Annotated in this window: 18 protein-coding genes, 2 pseudogenes and 1 riboswitch; of the genes and pseudogenes, 8 read left to right on the top strand and 12 right to left on the bottom strand. The window is 37.4% G+C overall.

Features of this window, described 5'->3' with window-relative positions; genetic code table 11:
• Positions 1-317: 317 nt before the first annotated feature.
• From AC1DIT_RS20905 to AC1DIT_RS20885, 5 genes are all read right to left on the bottom strand, one after another.
• Positions 318-731 carry a DUF3021 domain-containing protein gene (locus AC1DIT_RS20905; RefSeq protein WP_016112561.1) on the bottom strand — a complete coding sequence of 138 codons (414 nt, stop codon included), beginning with the start codon at positions 729-731 and terminating at the stop codon, positions 318-320.
• Between the two features lie 6 nt (positions 732-737).
• The gene (locus AC1DIT_RS20900; protein WP_016112562.1) at positions 738-1,187 is read right to left on the bottom strand and encodes a LytTR family DNA-binding domain-containing protein; all 450 of its coding nucleotides are present in this window, start codon (positions 1,185-1,187) and stop codon (positions 738-740) included.
• A gap of 133 nt (positions 1,188-1,320) precedes the next feature.
• Positions 1,321-1,638 carry a PTS sugar transporter subunit IIA gene (locus tag AC1DIT_RS20895; protein WP_016112563.1) on the bottom strand — a complete coding sequence of 106 codons (318 nt, stop codon included), beginning with the start codon at positions 1,636-1,638 and terminating at the stop codon, positions 1,321-1,323.
• 1 nt (position 1,639) lies between these two features.
• Positions 1,640-2,950, bottom strand: a complete 1,311-nt coding sequence (gene celB / locus AC1DIT_RS20890; protein WP_016112564.1) for a PTS cellobiose transporter subunit IIC — start codon at positions 2,948-2,950, stop codon at positions 1,640-1,642.
• 14 nt (positions 2,951-2,964) lie between these two features.
• Entirely contained in the window at positions 2,965-3,267 is a 303-nt protein-coding gene (locus AC1DIT_RS20885) for a PTS sugar transporter subunit IIB (RefSeq protein ID WP_003202011.1), read from the bottom strand.
• Between the two features lie 232 nt (positions 3,268-3,499).
• Between AC1DIT_RS20885 and AC1DIT_RS20880 the strand changes: the two are divergent.
• Positions 3,500-4,101 (top strand): annotated as a pseudogene (locus AC1DIT_RS20880) (cation:dicarboxylate symporter family transporter).
• Positions 4,102-4,271: 170 nt separating this feature from the next.
• The gene (locus AC1DIT_RS20875; RefSeq protein WP_154214508.1) at positions 4,272-5,441 is read left to right on the top strand and encodes an acyltransferase family protein; all 1,170 of its coding nucleotides are present in this window, start codon (positions 4,272-4,274) and stop codon (positions 5,439-5,441) included.
• 38 nt (positions 5,442-5,479) lie between these two features.
• On the opposite strand, the pseudogene AC1DIT_RS20870 reads toward AC1DIT_RS20875, so the two are convergent.
• The 3 genes and pseudogenes from AC1DIT_RS20870 to AC1DIT_RS20860 form a co-directional block, all read right to left on the bottom strand.
• Positions 5,480-5,689: pseudogene (locus tag AC1DIT_RS20870) on the bottom strand (YhgE/Pip domain-containing protein); the annotation flags it as partial.
• A 210-nt stretch (positions 5,690-5,899) separates the two neighbouring features.
• Positions 5,900-6,985, bottom strand: a complete 1,086-nt coding sequence (locus AC1DIT_RS20865) for a glycosyl hydrolase family 8 (RefSeq protein ID WP_016132410.1) — start codon at positions 6,983-6,985, stop codon at positions 5,900-5,902.
• A 108-nt stretch (positions 6,986-7,093) separates the two neighbouring features.
• The gene (locus AC1DIT_RS20860) at positions 7,094-7,237 is read right to left on the bottom strand and encodes a hypothetical protein (RefSeq protein WP_016112571.1); all 144 of its coding nucleotides are present in this window, start codon (positions 7,235-7,237) and stop codon (positions 7,094-7,096) included.
• A 281-nt stretch (positions 7,238-7,518) separates the two neighbouring features.
• Between AC1DIT_RS20860 and AC1DIT_RS20855 the strand changes: the two genes are divergently transcribed.
• The 3 genes from AC1DIT_RS20855 to AC1DIT_RS20845 all read left to right on the top strand — a co-directional run bounded on the left by AC1DIT_RS20855 (position 7,519) and on the right by AC1DIT_RS20845 (position 11,908).
• Complete coding sequence (locus AC1DIT_RS20855) at positions 7,519-8,874, top strand: cytochrome ubiquinol oxidase subunit I (protein WP_016112572.1); 1,356 nt, start codon at positions 7,519-7,521, stop codon at positions 8,872-8,874.
• Entirely contained in the window at positions 8,867-9,892 is a 1,026-nt protein-coding gene (locus AC1DIT_RS20850) for a cytochrome d ubiquinol oxidase subunit II (protein WP_016112573.1), read from the top strand. Before AC1DIT_RS20855 ends, AC1DIT_RS20850 begins: the two co-directional genes overlap by 8 nt.
• 657 nt (positions 9,893-10,549) lie before the next feature.
• Positions 10,550-11,908, top strand: a complete 1,359-nt coding sequence (locus AC1DIT_RS20845) for an arsenic transporter (protein ID WP_016132411.1) — start codon at positions 10,550-10,552, stop codon at positions 11,906-11,908.
• Between the two features lie 150 nt (positions 11,909-12,058).
• Here AC1DIT_RS20845 and thiC read toward each other — a convergent pair whose 3' ends face one another.
• A complete protein-coding gene (thiC, locus tag AC1DIT_RS20840) occupies positions 12,059-13,819 on the bottom strand; it encodes a phosphomethylpyrimidine synthase ThiC (RefSeq protein ID WP_016132412.1) in 1,761 nt (586 codons plus the stop codon).
• Positions 13,820-14,085: 266 nt separating this feature from the next.
• Positions 14,086-14,201: riboswitch (TPP riboswitch) on the bottom strand.
• Positions 14,202-14,615: 414 nt separating this feature from the next.
• Here thiC and AC1DIT_RS20835 point away from each other — a divergent pair.
• Positions 14,616-14,870 (top strand): SunI/YnzG family protein, encoded by a 255-nt coding sequence (locus AC1DIT_RS20835; protein ID WP_016132413.1) that lies wholly within the window; start codon positions 14,616-14,618, stop codon positions 14,868-14,870.
• A 283-nt stretch (positions 14,871-15,153) separates the two neighbouring features.
• Here the strand turns inward: AC1DIT_RS20835 and lldP are convergent, their stop codons facing one another.
• The 3 genes from lldP to AC1DIT_RS20820 form a co-directional block, all read right to left on the bottom strand.
• A complete protein-coding gene (lldP, locus tag AC1DIT_RS20830) occupies positions 15,154-16,815 on the bottom strand; it encodes an L-lactate permease (protein ID WP_016112577.1) in 1,662 nt (553 codons plus the stop codon).
• Between the two features lie 382 nt (positions 16,816-17,197).
• The gene (locus tag AC1DIT_RS20825) at positions 17,198-17,692 is read right to left on the bottom strand and encodes a metal-binding protein (protein ID WP_016112578.1); all 495 of its coding nucleotides are present in this window, start codon (positions 17,690-17,692) and stop codon (positions 17,198-17,200) included.
• Between the two features lie 50 nt (positions 17,693-17,742).
• Positions 17,743-18,108 (bottom strand): YkvA family protein, encoded by a 366-nt coding sequence (locus tag AC1DIT_RS20820; RefSeq protein WP_016112579.1) that lies wholly within the window; start codon positions 18,106-18,108, stop codon positions 17,743-17,745.
• A gap of 899 nt (positions 18,109-19,007) precedes the next feature.
• Between AC1DIT_RS20820 and AC1DIT_RS20815 the strand changes: the two genes are divergently transcribed.
• Both AC1DIT_RS20815 and AC1DIT_RS20810 read left to right on the top strand, forming a co-directional pair.
• Positions 19,008-20,729, top strand: a complete 1,722-nt coding sequence (locus AC1DIT_RS20815; RefSeq protein ID WP_476998380.1) for an LTA synthase family protein — start codon at positions 19,008-19,010, stop codon at positions 20,727-20,729.
• A 429-nt stretch (positions 20,730-21,158) separates the two neighbouring features.
• Positions 21,159-21,837, top strand: a 679-nt coding sequence (locus tag AC1DIT_RS20810) for an aminotransferase class IV (protein WP_476998379.1), incomplete at its 3' end; no start/stop codon positions are given.

Raw genomic sequence — 21,837 nt, 5'->3', positions numbered from 1 at the left:
AGATTAGTGTCTAGTTGTGCTTAAAACATAAAATAAAATATTTTTATAAAAAACATTCATTTTCTTTGTAATAAGAAAAAATTTATGGGAATTATATTTTTCAATATACAAAAGGATAAATTAAGAGGAAAGAACTCATATATATCAACTATGAAAAGCGAGGACTTTCAGTCATAACAGTACCATCAGTGGATTCACTGATGGTACTGTTATGATTCATACAAGACTAAATGTGATTAAACCGACTCTCGATTTATCATTGAGCTCCACCAAAACAATATGATTTTCACTAAATGGCCTACTTCATTTCGATTCCTTTATTTCAAGCTATTATTCAATCCCTCAATTTTCTTCTTCCAATACATTGTCATCGCACACCATATAATGAAGTAAATAACGATGAAGCTACCTGTGCAAATGAGAAGCGGAACGAGATGATTTGGAACCCAACCAACCCAAATTGCAGTCGGTAAAAATGTGCCTAATAAAATGATAAGGTGGATGATTGTTTGCTTTAAAATGCCCCATTCTTCTTTCTCAAATACAAATGAAGCAAATGAGAAAATCAACCCCACAATATTTGCTGTGACAAGGTGAGTAAGCAATGTCTTTGTCTCTAATACATCCATTCCATTTGCATAACCAATTCCTAAAAACAACATGCTATATACCATTGCCATCGCCATTCCTGCAATCACTTTGGCGCCTATTCTATCAAATAATGTAACCATATTATTCTAGCCTCCTCCCATATTTAGAGCTTCCTTAATAAGTGGTACATATTTTCTTGAAACGTACTCTTTCATTCCATTTGAAAAGTGTGCACACATACTGCCGCTAAAAGACATTTCAAAACTTGTTACATGCTGTAAATTAGCGATTGTAGACTTTGAAAATCGTACAAAGCGATCACCCTGTAATTTTGTTTCTAATTCATACAAACGGGATTTCACTTCAAGAATTCCTTTCGTCGTTTGAGCCATTACCTTTCGATCCTCTGTATAAAACCAATAAATATCTTTTGGCTCTAACAAATAATATTGTTGCTTCAATACTCCAACAATTTGCTTCACATTCCCCCCTTCTATCCTCTTTAAAAGTTTCTGAACTTCATCTGTCACTTCTTTTGCTTTGACAATAATCTCTATCTCATCTTGTGATGGATTTAATTCAAGGTGAATTTTCACTGCCTTCCACCTCCCTTACGCCCTTATTGTTACATATATTTCAAAAAAAGAAATAGATTGGTACATAAGTGGTATTCTTTACGTCATAACTGACTCTTTTTCAAACATAAAAAAACCTTGCATACGCAAGGCCTCATTCTTTCGCTAACATTTTCTTATATAACTCTACAAATTCACTTGCTAATTCCTTCACCGTAATCGCATTCATTAAATGATCTTGCGCATGAACCATGAGCAGTGTAATCTCTGTCTTTTCCCCCCCAGCTTCCCTCTGTATTAAATCCGTTTGTAAACGATGTGCCTCTTGTAGTTCTTGTAAGGCCTCCTGCAATTTCGCCTCCGCTTCTTGAAATTCTCCGCGCTTTGCATAATCAATGGCTTCCATCGCACAACTTCTCGCATTTCCTCCATGTAAAATTAGATGAAAGGCTTGCGTCTCTAATATATCCATCTTAATTGCCTAATCCCCCTTTTTCTTCGGCTACTTTTTGTTTATCCCACATTTTCAAGAACGGTAAATAAATCAAAAATGCAAGTATAAAGTTAACAATTTGCAAGACAACTCCTGAAATTTCCCCACCCGACCCTAAATATCCACTAAAAAGAATTGGTGTAGTCCATGGTACTGCCGCACCGCTTGGCCGAGCAACAAGTCCCCATTCCATTGCAAAATAAGAAACAAATGTCATAACGACAGGAACAAGTATAAATGGAATGAGCAAAAGTGGATTCAGTACAATTGGCATTCCAAACGTGACCATTTCATTTATATTAAAAATGCCTGGTGCGATTGATAGCCGACCCAAACTTTTTAATTGCTGACTCCGTGCAAATAATAACATCGCTACAACAAGTGCAAGCGTTGCACCAGATCCACCTGTGTAGATCCACAAATCAAAGAATTGTGCTGTTATCGTGTTTGGGACATCTTGCCCTGCCTGAAAAGCAATACGATTTTGATCCATTAATGATAACCAAACCGGGCTCATAACACCGCCTACAATTGCGGCCCCGTGAATCCCACATGCCCAAAGCACATGAACAACAATAACCGCTGCCACCGCGCCAAAAAGACTTGCTCCAAGTACACTAAGCGGAGCTTGCAGAAGTTGCCCTACAATATTATGAATACTACCAAAAGTGGTTTGCTCCAAAATTAAGCGCAGAATCCAAACAACCGTCACAACGATAAAACCTGGAATGAGTGCAGTAAATGAACGTGTTACAGCTGGTGGAACCGTTTCCGGCATTTTAATAATCATCTTCTTCTGGATAATAAACCTGTAAATTTCGGTAGATATAAGTGCTATAATCATCGCCACGAATAGCCCTTGACTCCCCATCAATGCAGCAGGTATAGCCCCATCTACTACTACACTCTCCTTCGTACTAGGTATAATATGTGTCACTTGAAATGGAGTTGCTAGTAAAAAGGATACAAGTGACAATGCTCCTGCTGCTAATGCATCTACTTTATATTGTTCTCCCAGTCTGTAAGCGATTCCAAAAGTAGCTATTAAAGACATTATATTAAATGTTGCGCTAACTGGATACCCTAACGCCTTCTGCCAATTCCCTCCAAATAAACTTTCCATAAAATCGTTATATCCAGGTATTGGCAAAGCGCTGATAATAAGAAAAAATGAACCGATAATTAAGAAAGGCATCGTTAAAATAATCCCATCACGAATTGCTTGTAAATGCCGCTGCTGCGCAATTCTCCCTGCTACTGGCATAACATATTTCTCTAAAAACCGGACCATCTACTCCACTCTCCTTATGCTCTCATTGACAACGCTGCCTCTAATACGGCTTCTCCGTTACAAAGCCCATAATGTACAGAGTGAATAATATCAACAGGTATCCCTTTTTCTTCACACATTTCCTTCATCTTCGGTAATAAATAACGCACTTGAGGTCCAAGCAAGAGCACATCCGCTTCATCAATATGATTCCGTATTTCCGAACCCGATACAGCCCAAATTTTCACTTCTAACCCTTTTGCCTGTGCCGCTTTCTCCATTTTCGTTACAAGCAAACTAGTAGACATTCCTGCTGCACAGCAAAGTAAAATGTTCATTAAACTCCCTCCTTACTTTTAATCAGCTGGAATCCTATCCACATTTCTCTTCATATCCACTACTAGGTTACCAATGTATATGTCTATATTGGTTTCCATATGACGAGCATAAAAACAAAAATTTCTCCGTTTTCACTCTATTCCAGCTATCTGTATTYTCCTAGTAAACTGCCTCACAAATCACTATAATAATTCAGTATGATTTTTTACATTAGATAGGAGGAGATATATGATGAAGGCTTATCGCTTTCCACTTATTTTATTATCTTCCATCCTAATTGGTGGTTTCATTGGTTATTTCATGGGTACCGATGCAGTTGCTTTAAAACCGCTTGGTGACATTTTCTTAAACTTAATGTTTTACGATTGTCGTACCTCTCGTGTTCTTTAGCATTGCCTCATCTATTGCCAATATGGATGGATTAAAACGTTTCGGAAAAATTATGTCTAGCATGGCTGGGACTTTCTTATTTACGAGTATTATTGCTGCAATTTTTATGATTATTGTTGTGAAAGTATTCCCGCCAGCACAAGGTGTTGTACTAGAATTAACAAGACCTGATAAGGTTGAAAATATTAGCAATCGCTCTTGTTGTTTCTCTATTAGTTGAAACAGTAATGGGTGCTATTCCTGGCGGCGGTATGATTGGTGAAATGTTAATCGTTTCTCTATACGGTTTTCCACCAGAAGCTCTACCAATTATCGCAGCTATTAGTACAATCATTGACCCACCAGCAACGATGTTAAACGTAACAGGCGATAACGCTTGTGCCGTAATGACAGCTCGTCTTGTTGATGGAAAGAACTGGATTAAAAATAAAGTAATGCAATAGTTCTTATCATTCTTTTAAAATAAAAAATAGCTAGATATTTACTCTAGCTTCTTTATTTATTTTATCAGTTTGTTTTATATCTACACTTTACTCAGGCTACACCCACAACTTTGTTATAATTTTCACAAAGTTTCCATAGCCCTTTCCTCTCCTTCGTACTATAATCATGTATGGAAAAGGAGATGGAAACTATGACACACAGCGCCCCAGAGTTTAAAGTTTTGCAAAGCATTGCGTTCCTTGCTGTTGTTTTGCAAAGTTCCTTACTATATACAATGAATCAAGGACATATTCTACTAGAACAATCTCTCATTATGGGAATGCTATTTAATCTCGCAAAATTTTCAGCACCTGCATTCATCTTCATTGTCGGGTTCCATTTAATTCGACAATACACAAAACAAATGGTCTATACAGAATACATCTATGAAAAAACAGCACACTTACTTGCTCCTTACTTCTTCTGGTCCGTCGTTTACTTATTGACAACAAACCAAGTCGTTACAGTGCAAAGCGGGATAAAGAGCCTATTGCTCGGAACAGCTGCGCCTCATCTTTGGTATGTCATTATGATGTTCCAAATCCATTTGCTGTTTCCCTTATTATGCACCTTATTTTATTGGTTTAAAAAAAGAACACAAAATCAGCAAGATATATACCGATACATGGCCGCTTTCGCTAGCATTTATTTTCTCTTAATGTGGTATTCTTCTCACTATATTTTTAACGGTGAAGTGCTAACTCAATCAACTGTTTTGCATTATACAGATCGTTCCTTCTTCTTCTATTCATTTTACTTTGTCATAGGAGGAATCGCTGCTGTAGCACTTCAAGCTTGGCGCTTATTTGTAATGAAACACATACCACTTATAACAATCTTATTTTTTATTTTATTCTTATTCATCAACTATGAACTATTTAGCTTTTATGGTGTAGATTCCATTCACCTTACTGTATCTACCTATTTAAAGCCATCCATGTTTCTGTACATTGTATGTGAAATTTTAATACTATACGTACTATCTATCATGATTGTACAGCGGCGAGGTGCTTTATATAAAACATTACGCTTTATCGGAAACTACACGTACGGAGCCTATTTAGCACACTTTTTCTTTTTACAGCTAATTACGAAATTACTATCTCTATTTACAATGCAGGCAAATACAATTCTATATAGTCTATTACTATTTCTTCTAACAGCAACATTCTCTATCATCACAATGGTTATATGTAGCACGATTCCATTCCATACATGGATTACAGGACCTTCTCCCACGCCTGTATTAAAATGGCCAACGCTCCTGCCTTTACTGCCATTATTAAGAAGTAAAAAGTAAAAGAAGCTGTCCAAAAAGATTTTTTGGACAGCTTCTTTTTAGGAAGAAACCTGCTCTGCAGAAGTTTCTTTATGCTGTATGTGACTTGTAATCCAAGCAATTCCACCAGCATCAGCTAAATAACATAATAAAATTAAAATTTGCATTTGTAATTGTGACCAATCTCCTAGAGATATAACATCCTGAAGCCCTCTGAGAGAATGAGACATTGGAAGGAATTCTCCACTCTTACTTAATACTGCTATATTTGTTACTTATCATCAACAGCTCAGAAGTTCCGTCAATTCGTTATTCACTATTTCTCGAGCATTTCATCACCACGTACTTAAAAAATCTCCAAAATAAAAATGCCACTTTTCAGTGACATTTTTATCCCGCAGTAACCGGCAGTAATATCCCGATTGGTGAAGGGTCATAATCAGTGGGGAATAAAGCTCTCCACTGATTAAAGTTTCATTTTACTTCTTATCCATTTTCAATTCCGTCTCAGCTAATAGCGGCAACACATTATCAAAAATATGCGTGTTGTTCTCTTCCCCAATCACATATCCACCATAAAACCTGCTGAATACATTGTCATTCCGAAATTCACTCATGCGCTCATACAATTCTTGGGCAAATTTTTTATCTCCTACTTGTAATACATATAAAATCGTTAGCCCATATGCTGCTGGTGATTCAAAATCTACTACTGGTTTTCCTGTTTCTAAATCATAGCGACCATATAACTTTCCATCTTTGCGGAATACCTTTTTAATAAACTCTAAATATGCTTCGGAGGAAATTCCGCCTAAACTACGATGGTAGGCAACATACGATTGATCAATGAGATTCACCCGGTCTTCATATGTAAATGCACCATCCTCTTTGTATTCTTTCGGGAATGCCCAGCCACGTCTTGGATAATCCGCTAAAAATTGAATAGCTTCCTGATACTGCGTTTCTGAAATTTTTCCGTACTTTTTCATATAAGAGAATGCACTTGGATTTATGTAAGATGTCGTTAATATGTTATTTTGCATCCCCTTATCTGCGTCATAATAGTCAACATAGATTTTCTTTTTCTTATTATAACGTAGTACAGCATCACTCACTTGATCCGCAAGATGCTTATACCGCTCTTCTTTATACATGTCATAAGCACGATATAGCTGTTCGATGATGCGGAGATCATCAATGAGAGCATTCGTACCAACCTGTCTTTCTCCTGTTTCAGAAATCTTCCATAACACAATATGGACTGGATGTATAAAATAATTTTGGATCACCTTTACTTGTTCATCAAACAATGATTGATCGTCCATATCAAGCGTATATTGTAGCCATAGCCCTGATGATTCTGATAATGCTTCACGGCCGGTAGCCTCGTTCGTTCCTACCTTTGAATCAGCTATGCGATATGTTGCGAGCGTCCCATTCTCGTTCATCATATGTCTCATAATAAAATATTCTGTTCGATTTCCTTGTAGTGCAGTCCAAAAAACAATTCCACCTAAAACCATAAATAAAGTTAACGCAATCCATATATACAAACGTTTCCGCACTTTTTCTCACCTCTATAATAAGACTAACCGTAATCTTAGTAGAGCATACGAAAACATTAAAAAGACAATCCTTTAGATTGTCTCTCACTTTTCTATCCTTTACACACGTTAATTAGCCTCTTTTGTAGTGCGATACAATAATTGCACAAGGTGATCATATTCACGCCGTGTAATTTCTTTATTATATAACTTTAATAACAAATCTTTATGCTCTTTCGAAAACGCCATTTTTCTAATGACTTCAGGATACATACAAACATCCCCTCCGTTTTACGTGAACTTCCACATTCTGTTAAACTCTAGCTTGTCCTTCTACAAATAAAACCCCTTAGACAGAACTAACGTTCGCATAAGCGTTATAAAAGATTTTGTTCTAAAACACAAATAAAATATTATTATCTTTCTTTTCTGGAGATTTCAAAATTATAATATCATATCCACTTTTTAAAATACATATATATTTTTGGCATTTTTTTGAATAAATTTTCCAATCCAATCAGAAAATAATGGCAAAAATGAAGAGGAGTAGAATTATGGATACTGTTACATTGTCACGGGCTTTCTTTGGGTCATCACTAGCATTCCACATTATTTTTGCAACACTTGGAATCGGACTATCTTTAATGATTTTTATAAGCGAAGTATTATATCACTGGAGAAAGGATTCTGATTACGCTGTTATGGCAAAAAGGTGGACAAAGGCTTTCGCCATCCTTCTTGGTGTCGCAATTCCTACTGGAACAATCGTCGGTGTACAAATTTCACTTCTTTGGCCCGGATTCGCCAAAATTGTCGGTCAAGTGATTTCTGTTCCATTTCAGATTGAGATTTTCGCCTTCTTCTTAGAAGCTTTATTTATGTCCATTTATGTATATGCAGCAGATAAATTACCACCATTTATGAGATTAATCTCACTCTTTTTTGTCATGCTTGGTGCCACTGCATCTGCCGTATTAATTACCTCAGCAAACACATGGATGAATACACCGGCAGGCTTTTCTATGAATCCTGATGGCTCTGTTTTTAACGTTGACCCGTGGAAAGCATTCTTTAATCCAAGCTTTTTCACAAGCTCCCTTCACGTTGTCATTACGGCTTATGCAACAGGTGCAGCAGTCATTGCTTCTATCGCTGGATTTAAATTATTAAAACGAAATATAAGTCCACGGGAAATTGCTTATCATAAAAAAGGACTATTTTTAGGCCTCGTTGTCACGTTTATTACAGGTGCTACGATGTGGCTTTCTGGACATGAATCGGCGATTGCTTTGCATGAACATTCTCCGGAAAAATTAGCATCTGCAGAAGCTTTATTTGAAACGACATCACATGCTCCTTTGTCCCTTGGCGGAGTTGTCGATCCTGAAACTCTTAAACTGAACTACGCCCTCGAAATCCCAAATATGCTAAGCATGTTAGTTGGATTTAATCCTAATACCGTTGTAAAGGGGTTAAATGAATTTCCACAAGAAACGTGGCCGCCATTTTATACCCATACGTTCTTTAATTTAATGGTTGGTACAGCTGCATTCACTTTTGCTGTAGCAGCAATCGCTCTTGTATATTGGTACTTTATCTATCGAAAAAAAGGGGCAGAATTACCAAAATGGCTTCTATGGGCCACTGCTGCGTGCGGACCGATTATGATGCTCGGCATTGAATTCGGATGGGTTTTCAGTTGTAGCGGTCGTCAACCTTGGACGATTTATGGGATGCAGCGCACAATGGATGCTGCTACGCGCGCTGATTTCGTCGGGCCTTTATTTATTTTATTCATCATTTTGTATATCGGTCTTGGCGCTTTAACGATTTTCGTACTACGAACTTTCTTTAGAAGACATCCATTAAAAAATGATCTAGGGCAGCAAGGAGGAGATCCTCGTGCATGAGGCAAGTATTGCGATTATCATCTTATGGGCCATTATCTTCGTATACAGCATTTTAGGTTCCATTGATTTTGGGGCCGGATTTTGGGGCATGGTATACGCGAAGCACCCGACTCTAGCTGGAAAGCTTGCTAATCGTTATTTATCGCCCACATGGGAAGTAACGAATACATTTCTCGTCTTTGTCGTTGTCGCATTTCTTGGCTTCTTTCCGAAAGCAGCTTTTACACTCGCAACAGTGATGTTTGTACCGGTGACATTAATTTTAGTTCTCGTTGCCATTCGTAGCACATTCATGGTTTTTGCATATTCCGTACCGAAGTATGAGCATATCTTGCGCTTTATTTCTGGTATTACAGGGCTCTTAATTCCAGCCTTATTAATTACAGTTTTGCCAGTAACAGAAGGTGCTTATATTACGACCTCTAGTGGAAAAGAAGTGCTATTATACGGGAAACTTCTATCAAGCCCTGTAATCTATTGGTATATGTTATTTGGGTTAACTTCAGAGTTGTTCCTATCCTCTCTTTTTCTAGCTGACTTTGCAAGAGAGCAGCGCTCAGAGGATACGTATCGACTCTACAGACGAAACGCCATCGTACTTGGTCCGGCGACGCTCGTTACAGCCATTATCGCCCTTGTTGTTATGGAACCAGAAACACAGTGGCTCATGCAAGGATTAATTAAGCAGTTTCCATGGTTCACAGTCTCCATTCTTTTATTTGTAATCGGGTATTCTTCCCTTTGGTGGACAAATAAAAAATACGGTTCACTCGGCTGGCCTCGCATCGCTGTTTTAGCAGTTGTTGCACAATATGCCTTTGCTAGCTACGCTTACGGCGTCGCGCATTTACCGTATATCATTTATCCGGACGTTACTGTATTTACAAGCTTTACAACGAAAGAAACATTCTATGCGCTGCTCATCCTCTATGCAATCGGCATCGCAATCTTGCTTCCAGGCTTTATCTTCTTCTGGAATTTATTCTTAAAGGATCGAACGTTCCTCAAAGAAAAATAACGATTTAAAGAGAAGCTACTCCAAACATTTACTAAAATGTCTAGAGTGGCTTCTCTTTATAATAATGACTCCCTAAATAATTTCTACATCTTTACAAACAAAAACACCATATATATCCATTTTGTTTTTCCTTCATACTAAGTCGCGGCTATGAAAACAAAAGAAGATTCCCACTCGAGCGGACGCTCTCTCCCACCCCAAAAAAGCTTATATCAGTTTTTCAATTTTTATTTATATAAAACGAAACTTCCATCACTGATTGTATTTTTTTTGGGATAACTCCTTTTTGGATTTTCACATATAAGTTACTGCTATGAAAACAAAAAGTGGCCTACTCTCTTTTTCTCCCTTTGTTTTAAACTCGGCACGGGGCGAAAAAAGGCCCTGGCCGCTTCTACAATCGGGCGGACGCTCCCTCCCACCCCAAAAAAGTTTTTATACCATGTTTTCAATTTTTATTTATCTAGGTTCTTCTCTCTATCAAAAAGCACTAGTTATCTCTCTCGTATCTATATTTGCCTTTTAACATCAAATACACATATTCACTAGATTCAGGTACATGCCTAGTTCTTCTTATTTTTTTTGAATATAATGCTGTATACACTTGAGACAAGCTCAAATCTATTTGCTCAAGTAAAAAAGAAAGGTAGGCTAACAATGAGTACTGAAATATTGATTACAATCGTCGTCTTCTTCTTAACTATAATCATCATTTTTTGGCGACCACGGGGATTGAATGAAGCATGGCCCGCTGCAATTGGCGCTGGTATCATTCTCCTTACAGGACTTGTATCAAAACCGGATGTTATGGATATTATTAGTAAAATAGGAGGCGCCTCCATAACTATCTTAGCAACTATCGTTATGGCCGTTATATTAGAAAGCTTCGGCTTCTTCCATTGGGCGGCTGCAAAACTGGCAAATCTAGCAAAAGGTTCTGGTCACCGTTTATACTGGTACATTCAATTACTATGCTTCCTCATGACTCTTTTATTTAACAACGATGGCAGCATCTTAATTACAACTCCAATTTTAATTTTACTTCTCAAAAACCTTCAATTAAAACCACACCAACAAATTCCGTATTTACTAAGTGGTGCTTTAATTGCTACTGCTTCAAGTGCACCAATTGGTGTAAGTAATATCGTAAACTTAATCGCATTAAATATCGTACACATGACACTTTATATGCACACTGCAATGATGTTCGTACCTGCAACACTAGGACTACTATTTATGTCATGGCTCATGTACACTGTTTTAAAAAGAAAACTACCTAAAAAATTACCAGTTTCCTCTTATGATATTGAAGAAATCTTCTTCACAAAAAATTTCCATCCTCTAAAAGGAAAAAATTCCGTTGATACAAAACAAAAACGGACAAAATTTATGTTAAAGGTATTACTTTTCGTATTTCTTATGCGCTGTCTTCTCTTCGTCGCTTCCTTCCTATCCATACCAATTGAAATTGTAGCTGTACTCGGTTCACTCGTTCTCCTTATATGGAGATGGTACTATTTACGTACAAACCCTGTCGATATCTTAAAAAAGACACCGTGGCACATTTTGATCTTCGCATTCTCCATGTATGTTATTATTTACGGGCTTCACAATGCAGGATTAACAACGTTTCTTGTAACGTGGCTCGAACCGATTGTTAACCAACATCTACTATACGCAAGCTTTACAATGGGTGGATTGGTTTCACTTCTCTCCAACGTCTTTAATAATCACCCCGCATTAATGATTGGTACCATTACATTAACCGAGATGGGACTCGATCCAGTCACTCTAAAAACAATTTATCTTGCAAATATTATCGGTAGTGACATGGGATCGTTATTATTACCAATCGGTACACTTGCTTCCCTCATTTGGATGTAYATCCTAAAACARAATAAAATTAAAGTGAAGTGGAAAGACTATTTAAGCGTATCCCTTATCGTCATTCCGCTCTCAACAATCGTAACATTATTCCTCTTATTCTACTGGGTACAACTTTTCTTCTCCCTCTAAAAAACAATAGCCTCCTTTGCTACCGTCTTAGCAAAGGAGGCTTCTTCTATATTTAAATTAGATACACGTGATCAATCAAGTTAAAAGGTGTTCGGAAGCCGTACATATCTCCCACTATTTGTGGGCATTCGTACCCCATCTCAAATCCAATTATTGATATAAGTGACTACCAGCTTCTTTAAATTCTTCTGATTTCTCTTTCATGCCTTTTTCAATTGCTTCTGTTGTTTCTAAATCATTTTCTTTTGCATATTCACGAATGTCATGTGAAATTCTCATACTACAGAACTTCGGACCACACATGGAACAGAAATGAGCTGTTTTTGCTCCTTCTGCTGGTAATGTTTCATCGTGGAAATCCATTGCCCGTTCAGGATCTAATGATAAGTTAAATTGATCGCGCCAGCGGAATTCAAAACGCGCTTTTGAAAGAGCATCATCACGCTGCTGCGCTGTTTTGTGTCCTTTCGCAAGATCAGCCGCATGCGCCGCAATTTTATACGTAATAACCCCTTCACGAACGTCATCTTTGTTCGGTAAGCCTAAATGCTCTTTCGGTGTGACATAACAAAGCATCGCTGTACCAAACCAGCCAATCATCGCTGCACCAATCGCCGATGTAATATGATCATAACCTGGTGCAATATCCGTTGTTAAAGGTCCAAGTGTATAAAATGGTGCGCCTTGGCAAATATCAAGTTCTTTATCCATATTTTCTTTAATTAAATGCATTGGTACATGCCCTGGTCCTTCAATCATAACTTGAACATCATGCTTCCAAGCAATTTTTGTTAACTCACCAAGCGTTTCAAGCTCAGAGAATTGCGCTTCATCATTCGCATCCGCAATCGAACCTGGACGTAATCCATCTCCAAGAGAGAAGGAAACATCATACTGTTTCATAATTTCACAAATTTCTTCAAAGTGAGTGTATAAGAAGTTTTCTTTATGATGGAATAAACACCACTGCGCCATAATAGAACCACCGCGCGAAACAATTCCTGTCGTACGTTTTGCTGTAATTGGAATGTAACGAAGTAGTACACCTGCATGAATTGTAAAGTAATCCACACCTTGCTCCGCTTGTTCAATTAACGTGTCACGGTATACTTCCCAAGTTAAATCTTCAGCAATACCATTTACTTTTTCTAGCGCTTGGTAAATCGGCACTGTTCCAACTGGTACAGGAGCATTACGAATAATCCATTCACGAGTTGTATGAATATTTTTCCCTGTTGATAGGTCCATAATTGTATCTGCACCCCAGCGCGTTGCCCATGTCATCTTCTCTACTTCTTCCGCGATAGAAGAAGAAACTGCAGAGTTACCGATATTCGCATTTACTTTCACGTGGAAATTGCGTCCGATAATCATCGGTTCTGCTTCTGGGTGGTTAATGTTTGCTGGTAAAATCGCACGTCCTTCTGCGATTTCTTTACGAACAAACTCAGGCTCTACACCTTCACGAATCGCAACATATTCCATCTCAGATGTAATGATACCGTTACGTGCATAGTGCATTTGCGTTACATTTGCGCCCTTTTTTGCACGAAGTGGTTTACGATCCATCTGCGGGAACACAGGTGTATGCTGAGAAGCAGCCTTCACGCCATCATCTTCCGGTTTAATTTCACGTCCTTCATACTCTTCTACATCTCCACGGTCAACAATCCAAGCACGGCGAGGTGTTGGAATGCCTTTTTCCAGCTCTACTTTGTACCCAGGGTCTGTGTACGGACCACTTGTATCATACACGCGAATCGGCGGATTTGGTACACCGTTTGTATCACTTTGCTCAATCTCACGCATTGGTACTTTCATACCTTCATGCGGGCCATCAACATAGACTTTCTGACTTCCTGGTAAACTCGACTTCAATTCAATTTGCTCAGCTGAAACAGATTGCTTCATAATTTGTGTTTCCTCCCCTTTATCATTTCAGGCAAATCGAACTTGCTCAGAATCTTGGGCCACCTTCTGGGCAATTCGATTCCCGCTTCAGCAGCTAGAATGGTCGGTGGCTTCGCCTCTTCAACTGAAGCTCCATCCCCTCCCATTCTGACCGAGCCGCTTTCGCTTTACTTGTGAAAAGGACAAGAACTAGTGACCAGCGCATGCCAAAATAAAAAGAGCCAGGTCCATAGTAAAACAAGGACCTGGCTCATAAAGACATAGTTATGTAAAGCCGTTAACTTCCCTACGCTGGTACGAGCCAGATCAGGTCCAGAGGGTTAAGAAGTTCTCGCACTTCTCTCTCAGCCCACGCTTCTCTTGGGCACCCCTAGTTTATCACTGATTTAATTTTCAATACTTTCCCATCATACACGATAATCAGAAAAATGCAAAGGCATGAAGTACAATTTTTACATGTCGTTTTTTATCTGCTAGTCGATACTCCTTATCGAACCGCTGATAAAGTGAACCTTAATTAGTGGGGTTTTCTTCATCCCCCCACTGATTATTAGCCCGACCAATCGGGCTTTTACAGACAGTTCATCTCCCACCTAACTTCTTTGTTTCCACTGAATTTTGAGGTGGGGGTCAAAACTTATCCATGTTCAGCTAAAATAATATTTTCATCAATGTAAACGTTTATTTAGAAGTTTACTTTCAAAAATGATAAAAATAATTTATTATTTTTAAACATAGATATCCAATTAAGGTATATAATTATATCCAGATAATAGGATAGGGAGGTCTTGGTAATATGCTAGGTATCGATGTTATAAAGACAACAGAGGAATTAATTATTAAATGGCAATTAGCAAAAATTAGTATTCCATTAGATGAAATCATCGAAATTACTGAAGATGATACTTATGCTGGTGTGGAAAAAGCTGATGCAATTCGAATAGGAACAGCATATGGTACAACTGATCGTATCTTAATTAAAACTATAAAACAAAATTATATATTATTTACTACTAATAAAGTTTCAATTTTAAATAAAATAAATGCTTAATTGCTTTATTTATATTGCATAAATTTTTAGAACGAAAGGCAGCTAATGTGAGGCTGCCTTTTATTAAATTTATAGCAAAAAACAATCAAAAAACACAAACAGCATACTTATTTATAGAGGGATTAATAAACTTGGGAGGGTATTTATTCGAAGATGAATAGTCTTTCATGCCGTGGGTAACCATCGGGTTAAGGGCATGTATCATTTTAGGCACAAACAAGCCAGGTACTTTCAGCACCTGGCTTGTTTGTGTTAAGTTGACGGCTTATACCCATCTAAAAACTTAAGGTATCATCCACGTTAAATAGTAAGCTTGTACATATGTCATAATCCCAACAATGGTTACGAAGAATAAACTATGTTTTAATGTGAAGCGGAATAAGTCAGATTCTTTTCCAGCTAGACCTACTGCCGCACACGCAATTGCAATCGATTGCGGAGAAATCATTTTACCCGTTACACCACCTGTTGTATTGGCAGCAACAAGCAATACTTCTGAGACGCCAACTTGCTGTGCTGTAATAGCTTGCAAGTTGGAGAATAATGCGTTTGCCGATGTATCTGATCCTGTTAAGAATACGCCGATCCAGCCAAGGAATGGTGAGAAGAACGGGAATAATCCACCTGTTCCTGCTAATGCTAACGCGAGTGTTGACGATAAACCAGAATAGTTTGCGATGAATGCGAATCCTAATACGAAACCGATAGATAGAATTGGCATTTTTAATTCTTGTAAAGTTTCTGCAAATGTTTCTACAGCTTGTTTTGCACTCATTTTTAAAATAATGATAGAAATAATACAAGCAATTAAAATTGCTGTTCCAGTTGCTGATAAAATATCAAACTTCAATACGGCCTCATAAGGTGTTGGCTTATTTACAATTGGTTCTGCCTTCATGACTAAATTGTGCAGACCTGGAATTTCAAACTTAAAGACAAGACTTTCTAAAGCCCCGCCTGGAGCAAATAGAGCTTTGAAGAATCCTTGACTCCAAACTACAACCATAACTGTCAAAATAATAAACGGTGACCAAGCCTTCACAACTTTTCCAGCTGTTAATTTCGGCATGGATGAAGCTGTTGTTGTCGCTGCCACTTCAGCGTTCGCCTGATTAGATTGATAAATTTCTTTCGGCTGCCATACTTTTAGGAATAACGCTAAACATACTAAGCTGACAAGCGCTGATGTAATATCCGGAAGTTCCGGTCCTAAAAACGTCGCTGTAATAAACTGTGTAATTGCAAATGAACCACCTGCTACAAATAGTGCAGGCCATGTTTGTTTTATACCTTTAAAGCCATCCATTAAAAATACGATAAAGAATGGAACAAATAATGATAGGAACGGTAATTGGTGTCCTGCCATTTGTCCGATTTTATGAGCATCAATACCCGTTACTTGCCCTGCAACTGTAATCGGAATCCCCATTGCTCCGAATGCTACCGGCGCTGTATTTGCAATTAAACAAAGTCCAGCTGCGTATAACGGATTTAAACCAAGACCAGCAAGAAGCGCTGCTGTAATTGCTACCGGTGCACCAAATCCAGCTGCTCCTTCCAAAAATGCGCCAAATGAAAAACCAATTAAAATAACGAGTAATCGATGGTCATTCGTAATCGATAATACCGATGCACGTATCACATCAAATTGCCCTGTTTTAACAGAAATTTTATATAAAAATACCGACATTACAATAATCCATGCAATTGGCCATAACCCATATAAGAAGCCATATCCGGTTGCTGCCATCGCCATTGTAAACGGCATTTTATACGCAAATAGTGCGACTAAAACTGTTAATACAACTGTAATAAATCCTGCCACATACCCCTTCATACGAAACACTGCTAAAGCCAAGAAAAAAAAGATAATTGGAATAAGTGCGACCGCTGCGGAAATCCAAATGTTACCGAACGGATCGTAAACTTGTGTCCATGTGCCCATTGTCCTCTCCCTTTCTGTAATCCCCTGTTTTAAAATCCTTATAATCCTATCAATAGACTATCCGGTCATCATACCTTTAGGTCTAAAATAAAAAACGTTTAAGAAAACGTTTTCAATTATTGTATTTATACTTTACCATATCATTTTTATTTTAAAAAGATTTTTCTGATTATTTTTCCCGTTTTTTCGTTTAATTGCACTTTCTATAAATAGGAAAAAAGTAAGTTTCATTCTTCCCTCATTATTTTAAACAAACGTTTGATTAACAAAAGAAAAGACTATCACTCTGGCGTATTTCACTTTAAACAAACGTTTGATTAAAAGCCTTATGCCTCGTTCAGCACAACTAAAAAAGAAAAAGCACTCGCAATTCGCAAGTGCCCTACCTTCTTCTTCTTTTCTTCTTTTTTCTCATAAGCTTTTTCCGGCGCGTATTCAATCGATCCGCTATAATATGGAGTGCACTCGCAGTGATAACTCCAATTACAAATGTCGTTAAAGCAACATCATGTTCCTTTGCAATCTCAAGCAACCTTCCGTCTAGTACCATTTTATTTACTATGTATAGGAATGGAGAAAAGACAAGAAGCATATACAATATACGAATGAGATCACCGATTACAAGCGTATGCGTTAAAAAAGAACGATGCGGCATCACACATTGATACGGATACCAAAAAATACGAAGTAATCCCCATTTATTATAGGCGTTACTATGAATATCCAAATCTGGTGTTAAGAAAAACGTGCCGATTAAAAATCCTATCGCAAAAGTAAGTAAAAAATCAAAATTTGTTAGTCCATACGAAACAAGCATAAATAAAACAATCGGAAGAGAAAGTAAGTTTATTTTCGTATGTGTTTTTCCTGATGGCATAGTACACTTCCTCGCTTATGTTTGCCCTGCCAGCACATGACAGTTCTCACCTATTGATCTAATTTTTGATCGATAAACGATGTGTCTATATCCGAACCAAACCAATCCGCTAATTTCATCTGCGCTTTTTCTTTTACATCTTCATTTACATACATGGATGCTTGCAAAAGTGCAGCTGTTAATGCCCCTAAATCATCCGTATAACCAATTCCAGCTATAAAATCCGGAATCGCATCAATTGGCGCAATAAAGTAAGCAAGCGCTCCGATAATGGTTGCCTTTACTCGTTTTGGAACATCCGGTCTTTGCATAACGTAAAACAGCAATAAACTTGCATAAATAACCGATTGTCCCGCTTGTTTCGCTACATGTTTCACTTTATTCCAAAACGCTTCAACTGAAAATTTTCGTTCCATATAAAGAGCCCCCATATTTTGTTTTTTTCATTATACGCAAAAAGTAGATGTGCCTTCAAAAAGAAAAAACTAGCCCCATTAGTCAATAAAAAGCTCATCAAATATACACATAACCGATCGATAAAAACTTATTGTAACAGACAACACAAGAAAGAACAAGTGTTCGTAATCATTTCCCGCTATTTACTCTACTTATATTAAGATTTTTCACATATAAATCACGGCTTCGGGAACAAAAGAAGACCTACTCTCTTCTCCTCCCTTTGTTTTAAACTCATCATGGGGCGAGCTTCTATACTCAGGCGGACGCTCTCTCCCACCTAAAAAGAGGGGGGGTTATATATTAAAACTCCCATCACCAATTGAAATTTTGCTAGACAACTCCTTTTTGTTCTTTCACTTATAAGTTGCTTTGCATACAAAAATGGACCTGCTCTCTTCTCCTCCCTTTGTTTTAAACTCATCATGGGGCGAGCTTCTATGCTTAGTCGGACACTCTCTCCCATCTAAAAAGAAAGGGTTTATATATTTTCTATCAATATTTCTCAATATAAAATGTTCTATTTCTCTTAACATTCTCTTTTATCTTTGTTATATTTTCTAGTTGACGAGCATATAAACCAATGTTAAAGTTTTCTCTGGTAGTAACAACGAAAATACAAAAACTGTAAAATGTTATAGTGTTTCTAAGAATTGAATTTTGTTGTATAATACAGAAATGACGTTATGCTTATGGATCAACAAAAGAAATGGCAGGAAACCAAAAGGGTATGCATAGTTAAAGTCGTATATGGGTGATATAGAAAACCCTGCTCATGGCCAAGAAAACTATGTATTTTTTATTTTAGCATTTTTCTCTCAAAAATCGACCAAGCCTGATAGAGAAAGGGTGGAAATGGATGAAGGAATCTTTAAAATCGCAATTTCATAGTGTGCGTTTTACTTTGTTCGTCGCTTTGGCCTTATGGCTAAAAACTTACATCATAACGCGTACGAGCTTTGATTTGAAACTTGAATCTTTCATGCAAGAATTTATCTTATTTATTAGTCCATTGGCAACATCATTACTGCTTGTGGGTCTTGCATTATTCGCAAAAGGGAAAAAACGTAATTATATAGCACTTGGAAYTGATTTTGTTTTAACAATCGTTCTTGTTGGTAACGTAATGTTCTACGGATTCTACAATGATTTCGTTACTTTACCGGTACTTGGGCAAACGTCCAACTTTGGACAGCTAGGTTCTAGTGTAAAAGAACTACTCAACTACAAAATCATTGTTGCATTTGCTGACATTATTCTTTTCTTCGTTTTATTAAAAAAGAAGAAAGACTTTGCAAAAACGGAGCGTGTGTCACGTCCAATGCGTTCTTTATACTTCGTATCAACGGTTGCTATTTTCTTCGCAAACTTAGGTCTTGCAGAAACTGAGCGTCCGGAACTATTAACGCGTTCATTTGACCGTGTTATGCTCGTAAAAAACTTAGGTTTATATACTCACCAAGAAGTTACACCATTCTTAAACCAATTTGCAAAAGAAAGCTATTACTTCGATAACTTCTTCCACCAAACTGGACAAGGAAAAACATCGGATGCTGAATTCTTAGTAGATACATCACTATATCCGTTAGACCGAGGTGCTGTATTCTTTACACATGGTAATAACGAATATACTGCAACACCAGAAATCCTGCGTCAGCAAGGGTATTACACAGCTGTATTCCACGCGAACAACGCAACATTCTGGAACCGTAACATCATGTATCCTGCACTTGGTTACGATCGTTACTATAACGAACTTGACTACAAAATCACACCAGAAACAAAGTTAAACTGGGGATTAAAAGATATTGAGTACTTTAATCAATCCGTGGATATGTTAAAACAAGTGAAGAAGCCATTCTATACTCGCTTCCTTAGTTTAACCAACCACTATCCATTTACTTATGATGACGGTACAAAATTAATCGAGCCTTACAACTCTGGTGATGGTGTATTTGACCGTTACATGGTAACAGCTCGTTACTTAGACGAAGCACTGAAAAACTTTATTGAACGTCTAAAAGCAGAAGGTATTTATGATAACTCGGTTATCGTATTCTACGGTGACCACTATGGTATTTCTGAAAACCATAACCGTGCGATGGCACAATTCTTAGGAAAAGAAGAAATTACAACATTTGATCATATGAACTTACAACGTACACCAATGTTCATTCACGTTCCAGGTCAAAAAGAAGGTAAAACAATTTCAAAACCAACAGGTGAAATTGATATTAAACCAACAATTCTAAACTTACTTGGTGTTGATTCAAGCAATGACATTAGCTTCGGTCATGATGTATTCTCACCAGATTATAAATCATTCGTTGTTCTTCGTGATGGAAGTTTTATAACAGAACAATATATATATACAAACAGTACATTCTATAACCGCGAAACAGGCGAAATTGTAGAAGTACCGAAAGAAGAAGCTCAAGCGATGATTGATCGTGCGCAAAATGAACTGCACATGTCTGATAAACTCATTGAGGGAGACTTACTTCGCTTCTCTGAAAGCAACAAAATTAAAACGGGCGAAGTAAAAACAATTATTAAAGAAGACAAAAAAGGCGCTGAGTAATCTCAGCGTCTTTTTCTCTACATTAGTATGATAAAATTACACAATCTTCACCAAATATTTACATAAAATTCATGAAACATCTCTATAATAGAATTTGTAAACAGTGTTCTGTTCATTCCTCATGGGGAATAATAGTATCATTTGTGTAACAATTTCCCTGATGTTACCGGGAAGTAACATCCATTGTCTTAGTAAAGCCGTTTGGTTTACTGGTCACCTTTCTAAGCTATACCAAGACAATATCCCTATGAAACAAGCTACCCTCTTATGCAACATTGTTGCAAGCAACGTTCTATATGAATGTTGCTTTTTTTATTTCTAAAAAGCAGGATTCTCATTTCTCATTTGCGAATTTGTATATGCGCAATACAATAAATTGGCGTTTCCATACGGGCTCTCACCACTCATCATTTAAACAATTAAGAAAGGATGGGAAGTAAAATGGCATACGAAAGATTTGTATTATGGAATGACACAATTATTGATACAAATAACAAACAACCGTACATACAATTAGAAGAACGTGGTTTACAATTTGGAGATGGTGTCTATGAAGTAATTCGTATTTATAAAGGAAACATCCACTTATTAGATCCACATTTAACTCGGTTATACCGTTCAATGGATGAAATAGAACTAACACTCGCTTTCTCTAAAGCAGAACTCATTACACTACTTTACAAATTACTCGAAAATAATAACTTCCAAGAAGATGGTACCATCTACCTGCAAGTTTCTCGAGGAGTACAGCATCGTGCGCACACATTCTCTTTTGATGTAACCCCAACGATTTATGCTTATATCTCAAAAAAAGAACGACCCGCTTTATGGATTGAATACGGAATACGTGCCATATCAGAACCTGATACACGTTGGCTCCGCTGTGATATTAAATCCTTAAATCTATTGCCAAATGTATTGGCTGCCACAAAAGCAGAACGCAAAGGATGTAAAGAAGCCCTTCTCGTTCGTAACGGAATAGTTACAGAGGGTAGTCACTCGAACTTTTTTCTTGTAAAAAACGGGATCCTTTATACCCACCCTGCTAATCACCTAATCCTAAATGGGATTATTCGTCAATATATTCTTTCCTTAGCCCATAAACTAC

Source organism: Bacillus sp. 05T22, from assembly GCF_056396765.1.
Note: the sequence above shows the minus strand (reverse complement) of the source record. Positions and strands in the feature narration are given on the sequence as shown.

Coding starts and splice junctions, on each gene's coding strand:
- AC1DIT_RS20825 (WP_016112578.1), bottom strand. CDS start 17,692: ATGCCATCAGGAAAAACACATACGAAAATAAACTTACTTTCTCTTCCG.
- AC1DIT_RS20875 (WP_154214508.1), top strand. CDS start 4,272: ATGGAAAAGGAGATGGAAACTATGACACACAGCGCCCCAGAGTTTAAA.
- lldP (WP_016112577.1), bottom strand. CDS start 16,815: ATGGGCACATGGACACAAGTTTACGATCCGTTCGGTAACATTTGGATT.
- AC1DIT_RS20905 (WP_016112561.1), bottom strand. CDS start 731: ATGGTTACATTATTTGATAGAATAGGCGCCAAAGTGATTGCAGGAATG.
- AC1DIT_RS20860 (WP_016112571.1), bottom strand. CDS start 7,237: ATGTATCCTGAAGTCATTAGAAAAATGGCGTTTTCGAAAGAGCATAAA.
- AC1DIT_RS20820 (WP_016112579.1), bottom strand. CDS start 18,108: ATGGAACGAAAATTTTCAGTTGAAGCGTTTTGGAATAAAGTGAAACAT.
- AC1DIT_RS20855 (WP_016112572.1), top strand. CDS start 7,519: ATGGATACTGTTACATTGTCACGGGCTTTCTTTGGGTCATCACTAGCA.
- AC1DIT_RS20895 (WP_016112563.1), bottom strand. CDS start 1,638: ATGGATATATTAGAGACGCAAGCCTTTCATCTAATTTTACATGGAGGA.
- celB (WP_016112564.1), bottom strand. CDS start 2,950: ATGGTCCGGTTTTTAGAGAAATATGTTATGCCAGTAGCAGGGAGAATT.
- thiC (WP_016132412.1), bottom strand. CDS start 13,819: ATGAAGCAATCTGTTTCAGCTGAGCAAATTGAATTGAAGTCGAGTTTA.
- AC1DIT_RS20835 (WP_016132413.1), top strand. CDS start 14,616: ATGCTAGGTATCGATGTTATAAAGACAACAGAGGAATTAATTATTAAA.
- AC1DIT_RS20885 (WP_003202011.1), bottom strand. CDS start 3,267: ATGAACATTTTACTTTGCTGTGCAGCAGGAATGTCTACTAGTTTGCTT.